The organism is Bifidobacterium porcinum, assembly GCF_055378475.1.
The window spans coordinates 2,010,840-2,022,598 of the sequence record NZ_AP029603.1 but is presented as its reverse complement, the minus strand read 5'-3'; the positions used below and the strand labels follow the sequence as shown (position 1 = coordinate 2,022,598).

Genomic DNA, 11,759 nt, shown 5'->3' with positions numbered 1-11,759 from the left:
ATCTCCCGTTGAAGATGGTGGGACTGTTGTTCCTGCTTCCCGCCTTGCTGTTTTACGGAACGTTTGAACTCTGGCCGATCATTCAGACGGTTTGGTACTCCTTCTACGACTGGAACGGCATCGATGAGAGCACGTTTGTGGGATTGAAGAACTATCAGACGGTGTTCACCGATCCGGATTTGTACGGTTCGATACTTCACTCGTTCTATCTGATCATCTTCTTCTCGCTTGTGCCGATTGTTCTTGGCTTGATTATCGCGGTGCTGATCAAGGACATGCGTTCCGGCGGCGGACGGTCATTCGCCCAGGTGTGCTTGTTCCTGCCGCGAGTGATTCCGGGGGCGGCGGCAGGCGTCGCATGGACGTGGATGCTTGCGGACAAGGGCACAGTCAACCAGCTGCTGCGCCTCGCCGGGCTCGGCGATGCCACCCATGTATGGCTGGGCGATAGAACGACCGCTTTGAACGCTGTCGGTGTTATCGGATTCTGGCTTCAGCTGGGCTTCTGCGTGGTGTTGTTGTTGTCGGGCATCGGCAATATCGATCAATCGCTGTACGAGGCTGCGAGTCTTGACGGCGCCGGATGGTGGAGGCAGCTGATACATATCACGCTTCCCGGTTTACGCGGTCAGATCGGGGTGTGCTTGACCATGACGATCATCGCCGCGCTGGCAAGCTTTGATGTGGTGTACATGTCCACCCAGGGCGGCCCTGGAACCTCGACGATGGTGCCGGGCGTCCAAGTGTATAGATTGGCCTTCACCCAGCAGAGCGTAGGCCTCGCATCGGCATTGGCTGTCGCACTGATGGTGCTGGTCCTCTTGATTGTCGGACCATTGCAGCGTTTGGTGAATGGAAAGGATCGGTGATTGCGATGACGCAGTCAAGAAGCACCAAGATAATCGGCGGCATCATGCTCGCCTTGACCATCGTATTTTGCATCATGCCTTTTGTGAGCATGTTTTCTGCGGCGATTCAGCCGCAAGGCTCAACTCCTGAAGGCATCCAATTCACTGCCCACCCGCAGTGGCACAATTTCGTGGATGCTTGGAAGATGGCGAATATCACCCCATTGCTGCTGAACAGCATGCTGCTGGTGGTCGTTGTGGTTCCGAGCGTGATGATCCTATGTTCCTTGGGCGGCTACGCATTCGCCCATCTCAGTGTGCCGTGCAAAGGCTTGATTTACTTCCTGTTCCTGATTGGTCTAACCATTCCGTTCGAAACCCTGGTCACTCCGTTGTATTACGAAATCAGCGACATGGGCCTGCTCAATACCCGACTGGCGTTGATGTTGCCCCTGATCGGTCTCAACATCCCATTCGGCATCGTGTGGATGCGGTCCTGCTTCGAGCAGATGCCCCGTGATTTGATTGAGGCGGCAAGTATCGACGGTGCCGGGCACTTCCGTACATTCGTCTCGGTGCAACTGCCGCTCGCTCTTCCCGCGCTCTCATCGCTGGGCATCTTGACGTTCCTGGCGACGTGGAATCAGTTCCTTCTTGCGGTTGTGCTGGAGGATGATCCGAACAAGCGCACGATGGCAGGTGCTTTGCAGTCTTTCGTCGGCCAATATCAGACCGATGTCGTGCTCCTCAACGCAGGCGCTCTGCTGATCATGGCGCCGACGATGATTTTGTTCATCATCCTGCAGCGGTACTTCATCCGTGCCATGCTGGCGGGCTCTGTCAAAGGATGACCTATGGCCGAGAGCAATGCTGATAATTGGTGGAGAAACGCCGTGGTCTACGAGGTGTATCCCCGGTCGTTCAATGATTCCAACGGTGACGGGGAAGGCGATTTCCGCGGCATCATTGATCGATTGGACTACCTGCATGACCTCGGTGTGGATGCATTGTGGCTCACGCCGTTCTATCCCTCGCCACTTGCGGATGGTGGGTATGATGTCGCTGACTATTGTGGCGTAGATCCAAGGTTCGGGACGCTGCGGCAGTTCGCCGATCTCGTTGCGCGCGCGCACGACCGGGGAATACGCATCATCATCGATATCGTGCCCAACCATACTTCGGACAAGCATCCTTGGTTTACCAAGGCACTGCATTCGCCGCCGGGATCGAAGGAACGGAACCGCTATATCTTCCATGTCGGGCGGGGAGAACACGGAGAACAACCGCCGACGAACTGGCTGAGCAATTTCGGCGGATCGGCGTGGGAGCCTTGCGGGGACGGATGGTACTACTTGCATTCGTTTGCCAAGGAACAGCCTGATTTGAACTGGGATAATCCTGAAGTTCAGCAGGATTTCCTGGATATTCTCCGTTTCTGGTGCGAGCAAGGTGTAGACGGGTTCCGTATTGACGTATCCCATGGGCTCGTCAAAGACCTGAGGGAGCCGTTACGGGATCGGCCGGATCCGGCATTGATGTCGCCACAAGCTGCGGACGGGTCTGACCCTTTGTGGGATCGCGATGGTGTGCATGAAATCTACCGTCAATGGCGCGAACTGTTGAATCAGTACACGCCGGTGAAGTACACGATTGGGGAATCTTGGACGCCATTCACTCCACGGGTTTACCAGTATGCTCGGCAGGATGAACTCGGGTCGATCTTTGATTTTTCGCTGCTCAAGGCGGCGTGGGACCGAGACGATTATCGGAAGATCATCGAGCGGACTGGCGTATGCGCTGCTGCTGCCGGTTCCGCGCCGGTCTGGGTGCTGGGAAACCATGATGTGCCAAGACTGGCTTCGCGGATTGCGCTTCCCAAAGGTGCGGATGTCGAACATTGGGTGACGTCGGACGGCCGCGACCCGAGTATCGATCCTGCCCGGGCGGAACGCCGTGCGCGCGCCGAAGCGCTGTTGATGCTTGGTCTGCCCGGCACAGCGTTCATCTATCAGGGTGATGAGCTCGGATTGCCTGAGGATCTTGATTTACGGTCTGCGGACGTGCAAGACCCGATATGGGAGCGGTCCGGGCATCGATTCAAAGGGCGTGACGGTTGCCGTGTGCCCCTGCCTTGGAACAGTGATTCAGTGTCGTTCGGTTTTAGCCAGTCTTCACATCCTTGGCTGCCGCAGCCGGCATGGTATGCACGGTTTGCGGTGTCCAACCAGGAAGGTTCGCCGGAATCGATGCTGAATCTATACCGTGCGGCCATCGCAGAGCGTCGCCATTGGATTGGGCCGGGGGATGAAGCCGAATGGCTCACGGATGGTGAATACGCTGAAGATGGTCTTGGCTGGAAAGTGTCTTCCGGATTGGAAGTCTTGGTGAATTTCTCTTCCGAGCATGCGATTCGCCTGCCGGAAGAAGCGACTGTCCTGTTGAATTCGTGCCCGGAAAGAACGGATCGCGCGAATAAGCAGGTTCCACCTGAAAGCGCGGTCTGGTATTTTCGTGGAACCCCGGTGTCTCGTAGCAAGGAGAACCAATGAACAATGTATGCCCAATCGATGTTGTGCGTGTCCAATCCAGCATCTTGAAAGAAGACACGCATGAGTGCAAGGAATGTGCTGTTCCGGTAACGGCGGTGAACATCGAGCCTCACCATGGGGACGATGCTGTCTGGAGTCTGTCAATCTGCACTGAGACCGGGTTGGCGAAGCGCGAGCAGAAATTCATCGCCTGTGATTCATTCGCACCGTGCGATGCCGTACGGGTCAGCTGCAAGATGGGTGCGGCTGCTGACGGCGAGATTCTGGCGCTGTACCAGCACAAGGAGTGGTGGATGCGGCCGGCATGGTGTTCAACGACCGCACACATCCCGTTTGGCACCCAACTGCTTCTTTGGCGTCGGAAGGATCACGACGGTAGTGTGTGGTGGAACGCGGTGCTGGCGATTTGCGATGCCGATTTCCGTACAGACATCAGAGGGGACGCGCAAGGTATCGAGTTCGTGGTGTCGTCGAACCGTATGGGAATGACTCATATTGCAGCGACGCTGGGGTTCATGTCGGTAGCGGCAACCCCGTACCTTGCCGTTCAAGCGTGCGTATCGGCAGCCGCCGGGCACACGGGGATCAGCACCCGCAGGCAGAAACCTTTCCCGGAGAATCTGTCCGGTTTGGGTTGGTGCACTTGGGATTCACTGGGCCAGGACGTCAATGAGCGCAACATCATCGAGAAGATGCAGGAATTCCACAAGTTGGGAGTGCCCATTTCCTGGGTGCTGATTGATGACGGTTGGTCGGATGTTGACAGGTCCCGACAGAAGTTGCGCTCCTTCGATGCCGATCCCGAGCGTTTCCCGCAAGGGCTGAGTCATACGGTCGACGTGCTTCGTAAACAGTTCGGAGTGGAGCATGTCGGCGTATGGCAAGCATTCCAAGGATACTGGAATGGCATCGACCCCGATGGCCCCATCGCTTCGACTTTGGGTGACTGCCTTGCTCGGCGTCGCGATGGCGTATTGGTACCGGGGCCGATGAGAAATCAGGCTGCACGTTTCTGGGGCAACTGGGAGTCGGCACTGGAGAAGCAGGGTGTTGATTTCCTGAAGGTCGATTCCCAAGGTTCAATCGCGGTGATGACCATGGGGCAGGAGAGTTTCGGGGAGGCGACTATCGGCCGTCACCAAGGGCTTGAAGACGCGTCGAACTGTATGGGTGGAACGATTATCAACTGCATGGCGATGACTCCGGAGAATTTCTGGCACAGTGAACGGGCTCAGGTCATACGCACCAGCGATGATTTCCTTCCGAGATCGCCCGAGTCTTTGGATGAGCACATCATACAGAACGCTTACTGTTCTTTGTTGCTTGGGCAACTTTATTATCCGGATTGGGACATGTTCTGGAGTGAACATCCGTATGCGTGGGCAAGTGCGCTCGCAAGGGTGTTCAGCGGTGGTCCGGTGTATTGTTCGGATGCGCTTGGCCATACGAACGCGTCTGTGCTCCGTAGCATCGTCGGTGATGATGGCAAGGTGCTGCATCCGGATTCGCCGGGGGTTCCTGTAGAGCAATCATTGCTGAATGATCCGCGGCTCTCGGACACGCCTTTAGGCATTCGTGCGCCGTTCGGCGACCGCGAGATGACACTGTACATTGGTCTGCGCAAACAGGATGAGCAACATGTCAGGCTGGTGGCTGATGCGCCGGTGACGGTATACGGGCCGGCTGAAGGGGCGGTCAGCCACTTGTGCGAGTCGCAACATGCGGATTTCCGCCTCGCGTATGGACAAGCGCTGCTGGTTGATATGCCTCGGCAGCATGCTGAGGGCGTCATAGCAGGATGACGACAGCCGGATATCACATCCGTCGCATTTGCCGCTGTCCGGCTATCTGTCCACTGTGTGATTGTCCAGTCGCATGGCGGGCGGTTGTCGGTGGCTGCCTCTGTGTTTGCCTTGGTTATCTGTCTGTTGTGTAGCTTTCCGGTCGCACGGCGTCGGGTGCCTTCAGCCCTGGCCTTCCTCATCGGTCTATCCGCCCGCCGTGTGACTGCTCAGTCGCACGGCGCCCGAATAACTTGCCCCACGCACCCGGCACGCCAGCAATAGGAATGAAAACGTGTGCATCGTACGATAATCCCAGCAGAACAACACTAGACAGCAAAGGAGCTTGCCATGACCAATTTCAATCGTCCGGCCCTTCCCGCCGGTGTCCGCACGAATGGGGCGTCCACCAGCCCGTGGTGGGCGAACGCCGTGGTGTACCAGATCTACCCGCGCAGCTTCCAGGATACGGATGGCGATGGCCTCGGCGATATCAAGGGCATCACCCGCCGCTTGGATTACCTCGCCGACCTGGGCGTTGACGTGCTGTGGCTGAGCCCGGTCTACAAGTCCCCGCAGGACGACAACGGTTACGATATCGCGGATTACCAGAGCATCGATCCGATGTTCGGCACGCTTGACGATATGGATGAACTGCTCGCGCAAGCACATCAGCGTGGCCTGAAAATCGTGATGGATCTGGTCGTCAACCATACTTCCGACGAGCACGCGTGGTTCCAAGCGAGCCGCGACAAGAACGACCCGCACGCCGACTGGTATTGGTGGCGTCCCGCCCGTCCCGGCCATGAGCCGGGCACGCCGGGTGCCGAACCGAACCGTTGGGGCTCGTATTTTGGCGGTTCCGCCTGGCAGTATGACCCCAAGCGCGGCGAGTATTTCTTCCACCAGTATTCCCCGAAGCAGCCTGACCTCAACTGGGAGAACCCGCAGGTGCGTCAGGCGGTCTACCAGATGATGAACTGGTGGCTCGACCGTGGTATCGACGGTTTCCGCATGGACGTCATCACGCAGATTTCCAAGCGCGTCGACCCCAACGGCAAGCTTCCGGGCGAACCTGGCAGCCAGATTGAGGATTATCCCGCCGGTCCCGACGGCTACTCGTCCCCATTCCCGTTCTGCTCCGACGGCCCGCGGCTTGACGAGTTCCTCAAGGAGATGCACCGCGAGGTGTTCGACGGCCGCGAAGGCTATCTCACGGTTGGTGAGGCGCCAGGCGTCGCTCCGCAGCGCAATGAGCAGATCACGGACCCCGCCGCACGCGAACTGGACATGCTGTTCATGTTCGAGCATGTTGATGTTGATTGCGAGAACGGCACGAAGTGGAATCCGACCCCGCTTGATTTGCCGAAGCTGAAGCGTACGCTTGCCGCCCAGCAGGATGCGGTCGCGAAGAAGGGCTGGGTGAGCCTGTTCTTCGACAACCACGACCAGCCGCGCGTCGTGTCCCGCTGGGGCGATGACTCTACGGAGGAGAACCGCGTCCATTCCGCCAAGGCGCTGGCGATGCTGCTACACATGCACCGTGGCACACCCTACATCTACGAGGGTGAGGAGCTTGGCATGACGAACGCGCATTTCACCCGGCTCGACCAGTATCGCGACCTTGAATCCCTGAACATGTTCCACCAGCGTGTCGAGCAGGCGCATATCCAGTCCGCCGAATCGATGATGGACGCGCTCGCCAAGCGCAGCCGCGACAACGCCCGCACACCGATGCAATGGGACGATTCGACTTACGCCGGGTTCACCGCCGCCGACGCCCCCAAAGAACCGTGGATCAGCGTCAATCCGAACCATACGAAGGTCAACGCGCAAGCCCAGCAGGATGACCCGGATTCGGTGTTCTCCTTCTTCAAGCAGCTGATCGCACTGCGCCACGACGACCCGGTCGTATCCGCAGGCGACTGGCGTCTGCTCGACGAATCCGACCCGCAGGTGTACGCGTTCACGCGCTCGCTGGGCGATGAGCGGCTGCTGGTCGCCGTGAACCTGTCCGGGAAAGACGCCCGCATTCCGGATGACACCGCAGCCGCGCTCGCCGCAGCCGCTAACCAGTCGCCCGACATCGTGCTGACATCCTATGATCCGCAGCATTCCGCCGATTCACTGGCTGCACGCACGCTGTCCCCGTGGGAGGCGGTGACGGTCCGGCTGTAAGCCGGGTCCAGCCCGGGAGGGTTTGTGGCTGCCGCGTGGGAACCCGTTCGCCACTCATGCGGCAGCCAGCGGCCTGCTCCAATGTGCGAGACGCGGCGACATGCTTGTGCCTCGACCGTCCTACAATATCGATCATGGAACAAAACGAGGTTCTCAAAGCACTGCAGCGCGATCATGCCGCTGAATTGAAGAAGGCCGCCCAGCGGCTCAAAGGCACGGCCAAGCATACGGAGGTTATTGCCTCCCCGGTGCTGTCCGACATGACCGGACACCAGATTCTTCTCAAGCCGGAGAACCTGCAAGTTACCGGTTCCTTCAAGATTCGCGGCGCCTACAACAAGATCGCCTCCCTGTCCGAGGACCAGCTGGCTCGCGGCATCGTCACCGCATCCGCCGGCAACCATGCGCAGGGTGTCGCCTACGCCGCCCGCGAGCGTGGCGCAAAAGCCACCATTTGCATGCCAACCATCACCCCGCCACTCAAGGTTGACGCCACCAAAGCCTACGGCGCCGACGTCGTCCTGCACGGTGATGTGTTCGACGAAGCCGCCGCGTACGCCCAGAAGCTGAGCGACGAGCAGGGCATGATCTACGTGCCGCCCTTCGACGATTACGAGGTCATCTGCGGCCAAGGCACCATCGCCATGGAAATCCTCGAAGATGTCCCGAATGTCACCGATATCGTCGTGCCGCTCGGCGGTGGCGGTCTGGGCGCCGGCGTGGCGCTCGCCGTCAAGACCTTCAAGCCCGAAGTCCGCGTGATTGGCGCGATTCCAGAAGGCTCCCCGGCGTTCAAGAACTCGTTCGCCGCCGGTCGTGTAGTCCCCGCCGACAAGGTGGTCACCTCGGCTGAAGGCGTTGCCGTCAAGCGCCCCGGCGACCTGACCTTCGCGCTGCTCAACGAATTTCTGGACGACCTAATCACCGTGTCCGAACGTGATATCAACGAGATGATCCTCCTGATGCTCGAGAAGCACAAGCTCGTCGTCGAGGCCGCGGGCGCGGTATCGCTCGCCGCGTTGGAGCACCTGAACCTGCGTTCGCGCAAGTTCGCGTCCGCTCCCGGTCCGCATGTCGTCGTCCCGATCATGTCGGGCGGCAACATCGATACCGTCACCATCGGCGCGGTCATTCAGAAGGGCATGATTGCCCGCGGCCGCATCATGAACTTCGAGGTCGAGCTGCCAGATCTGCCGGGACAGCTGCTCAAGGTCGCTCAAGTGCTGGCCGAGCAGCGTGCCAACGTGATCGCCCTCGACCACGACCAGTTCAAGGCGTCCGGTCATTACACGAATGCAGTCGCCCTCGGGGTCACCGTCGAAACGAACGGCCCCGACCACATCGACCGCGTACTCGAAGCGTTGAAGCAGGCCGGTTTCGACCCCAAGCGCATCTACTGACGGTCCGCCATCTGCCTCTGTATGGCAACGGCCCCGGAACCTTGGATTCTCAAGGTTCCGGGGCCGTTATGCTTCGCCCGTTGCCGTGGTTGCTTGCCGCGCGGCGCAAACGCAAGTTTCAGTGCTTACTGCTCATCCGCCTGCGCTTCGGCGATGGTTTCGTCCACGAGTTTCGGCAGCGCGACGGCGATATCCTCATGAATCAGCCGCGTGGCGATGTTGTCGTACTGCGTTTTGCCCATATTCATGATGGTGACGGGCACGCCGGCCTGTGCGGCGACCGGGGCGAGTGATGCCGCCGGGAACACTTCAAGTGTCGAACCGATCACCCAGAACTCGTCGGCCTGAGACACCAGCCGCATCGATTTCTCCATCGCCCCGTCCGGCAGCATCTCACCGAAATACACGACATCCGTCTTGATAATGCCGTTGCACGGCATGTCGCCCTGGTACTTGAGCCGGCGATGGCAGTGCGGGTCCGGTTCCTCGTCAAGGCGCGCCATAATGTCTGCGGTGTCGTATTTTGCGTGGCACTTCATGCAATGGGACGTGCCGATGGTTCCGTGCAGGTTCACGATGATATCCGGCGAATTTCCAGCCTTCTCGTGCAGCGCATCAAAGTTCTGCGTAGCAAGGAGCGTCAGGAGCCCCGCCTTCTCAAGTTTGACGAGTGCCTTGTGTGCGGCGCCAGGCTGGGCGTTCCACACGGGGGATTCTTTCTGCCAACGCCACGAATATTCGCGATCCTTCTGATTGGTGAGAAACGCGTCGATGTCGTAGACCTTGGTCTGCTCGGGGTGTTTGGTCCACACGCCGTCGGGCCCGCGGAAATCTGGGATGCCGGCTGATGTCGAGATGCCGGCGCCGGTCAATACTGCGATCTTTTTGCTCATACCTCAGGAATACCACGCTGTGATGTCCGTTTGTGGTGGGTTGTTGGGCGCGGTCTGGTGGTGTCGTGTTGTTTTGTGTGTGGTGTGTGGTGTTTTCGACACGCCGGTGTTTGCTTGTGTTTTGTAGGGTTTGTGGGGTGGTGGTTGGGTGGTTGGTTTGCGTGGGTGGTGTTGGTGGTGTATGTTGTTCTCTTGCTGCCGCTCGCCGGCCGGCTTCCTTCGGGGGGTTGGTTTTGTCGGGTGTGTGGTGGTGGTTTGAGAACTCAAGAGCGTGTCTGTACTACTTCTTTATAGTCAATGATTGCCAGTCCGGTCCCCGCTTCCGTGCGGGGTGTTTGATTGTCCTGCGTGGGAGTCCGCGAGGGCGGTTGATGGGGGTCGGGGTTTTCGTGCGAGTCGCCTTTCCTTATTAGGCGACCGTCAATTATTTTGTGAGAGTCTGTTATTGGCTTTCCGCATTGTTTTTTTGTGGAGGGTTCGATTCTGGCTCAGGATGAACGCTGGCGGCGTGCTTAACACATGCAAGTCGAACGGGATCCTGCAAGCTTGCTTGCGGGTGAGAGTGGCGAACGGGTGAGTAATGCGTGACCAACCTGCCCCATGCTCCGGAATAGCTCCTGGAAACGGGTGGTAATGCCGGATGTGCCGGGCTCCTGCATGGGGGTCCGGGAAAGCTCTGGCGGCGTGGGATGGGGTCGCGTCCTATCAGCTTGTTGGCGGGGTGAGGGCCCACCAAGGCTTCGACGGGTAGCCGGCCTGAGAGGGCGACCGGCCACATTGGGACTGAGATACGGCCCAGACTCCTACGGGAGGCAGCAGTGGGGAATATTGCACAATGGGCGCAAGCCTGATGCAGCGACGCCGCGTGCGGGATGGAGGCCTTCGGGTTGTAAACCGCTTTTGTTTGGGAGCAAGCCCTTCGGGGTGAGTGTACCTTTCGAATAAGCACCGGCTAACTACGTGCCAGCAGCCGCGGTAATACGTAGGGTGCGAGCGTTATCCGGATTTATTGGGCGTAAAGGGCTCGTAGGCGGTTCGTCGCGTCCGGTGTGAAAGTCCATCGCCTAACGGTGGATCTGCGCCGGGTACGGGCGGGCTGGAGTGCGGTAGGGGAGACTGGAATTCCCGGTGTAACGGTGGAATGTGTAGATATCGGGAAGAACACCAATGGCGAAGGCAGGTCTCTGGGCCGTTACTGACGCTGAGGAGCGAAAGCGTGGGGAGCGAACAGGATTAGATACCCTGGTAGTCCACGCCGTAAACGGTGGATGCTGGATGTGGGGCCCTTCCACGGGTCCCGTGTCGGAGCCAACGCGTTAAGCATCCCGCCTGGGGAGTACGGCCGCAAGGCTAAAACTCAAAGAAATTGACGGGGGCCCGCACAAGCGGCGGAGCATGCGGATTAATTCGATGCAACGCGAAGAACCTTACCTGGGCTTGACATGTTCCCGACGACGGCAGAGATGTCGTTTCCCTTCGGGGCGGGTTCACAGGTGGTGCATGGTCGTCGTCAGCTCGTGTCGTGAGATGTTGGGTCAAGTCCCGCAACGAGCGCAACCCTCGCCCCGTGTTGCCAGCGCGTCATGGCGGGAACTCACGGGGGACCGCCGGGGTTAACCCGGAGGAAGGTGGGGATGACGTCAGATCATCATGCCCCTTACGTCCAGGGCTTCACGCATGCTACAATGGCCGGTACAGCGGGATGCGACATGGTGACATGGAGCGGATCCCTGAAAACCGGTCTCAGTTCGGATCGGAGCCTGCAACCCGGCTCCGTGAAGGCGGAGTCGCTAGTAATCGCGGATCAGCAACGCCGCGGTGAATGCGTTCCCGGGCCTTGTACACACCGCCCGTCAAGTCATGAAAGTGGGCAGCACCCGAAGCCGGTGGCCTGACCAGTTCTGCTGGGGGGAGCCGTCTAAGGTGAGGCTCGTGATTGGGACTAAGTCGTAACAAGGTAGCCGTACCGGAAGGTGCGGCTGGATCACCTCCTTTCTACGGAGAATTTCATTGTTTGCCTGGCATGGTATCGCGGGGGTCGTCCCCGTGGGTGCCGGGCGTGCTGGCGTGGAAGGATCGTTGCGCCTCCTTTTCGGGGGGCGGGTATGGG

General features: G+C 59.2%; 7 protein-coding genes and 1 rRNA gene. 7 read left to right on the top strand and 1 reads right to left on the bottom strand.

The annotated features are described in order from the left end of the window. The first annotated feature begins 14 nt into the window (after positions 1–14). From ACZ41G_RS08010 to ilvA, 6 genes are all read left to right on the top strand, one after another. The gene (locus ACZ41G_RS08010) at positions 15–869 is read left to right on the top strand and encodes a carbohydrate ABC transporter permease (RefSeq protein ID WP_464146276.1); all 855 of its coding nucleotides are present in this window, start codon (positions 15–17) and stop codon (positions 867–869) included. 5 nt (positions 870–874) lie between these two features. Beyond that, on the top strand, positions 875–1,699 hold the full coding sequence (locus tag ACZ41G_RS08005; RefSeq protein ID WP_464145221.1) for a carbohydrate ABC transporter permease: 825 nt from the start codon (positions 875–877) through the stop codon (positions 1,697–1,699). A gap of 3 nt (positions 1,700–1,702) precedes the next feature. Continuing rightward, positions 1,703–3,397 carry a glycoside hydrolase family 13 protein gene (locus tag ACZ41G_RS08000; protein ID WP_464145219.1) on the top strand — a complete coding sequence of 565 codons (1,695 nt, stop codon included), beginning with the start codon at positions 1,703–1,705 and terminating at the stop codon, positions 3,395–3,397. Next, positions 3,394–5,199, top strand: coding sequence for a Sip1-related alpha-galactosidase (locus ACZ41G_RS07995; RefSeq protein WP_464145217.1), 1,806 nt, complete (start codon positions 3,394–3,396; stop codon positions 5,197–5,199). Before ACZ41G_RS08000 ends, ACZ41G_RS07995 begins: the two co-directional genes overlap by 4 nt. A 330-nt stretch (positions 5,200–5,529) precedes the next feature. Beyond that, entirely contained in the window at positions 5,530–7,356 is a 1,827-nt protein-coding gene (locus tag ACZ41G_RS07990; protein ID WP_321046672.1) for a glycoside hydrolase family 13 protein, read from the top strand. A gap of 134 nt (positions 7,357–7,490) precedes the next feature. Further along, positions 7,491–8,756 (top strand): threonine ammonia-lyase, encoded by a 1,266-nt coding sequence (gene ilvA / locus ACZ41G_RS07985; RefSeq protein ID WP_321046671.1) that lies wholly within the window; start codon positions 7,491–7,493, stop codon positions 8,754–8,756. A 125-nt stretch (positions 8,757–8,881) separates the two neighbouring features. Here the strand turns inward: ilvA and ACZ41G_RS07980 are convergent, their stop codons facing one another. Next, the gene (locus ACZ41G_RS07980; protein WP_033506905.1) at positions 8,882–9,649 is read right to left on the bottom strand and encodes an SIR2 family NAD-dependent protein deacylase; all 768 of its coding nucleotides are present in this window, start codon (positions 9,647–9,649) and stop codon (positions 8,882–8,884) included. A 465-nt stretch (positions 9,650–10,114) separates the two neighbouring features. On the opposite strand from ACZ41G_RS07980, the gene ACZ41G_RS07975 reads away from it, so the two are divergent. After that, positions 10,115–11,644 (top strand): 16S ribosomal RNA (locus ACZ41G_RS07975). Positions 11,645–11,759: the final 115 nt, after the last annotated feature.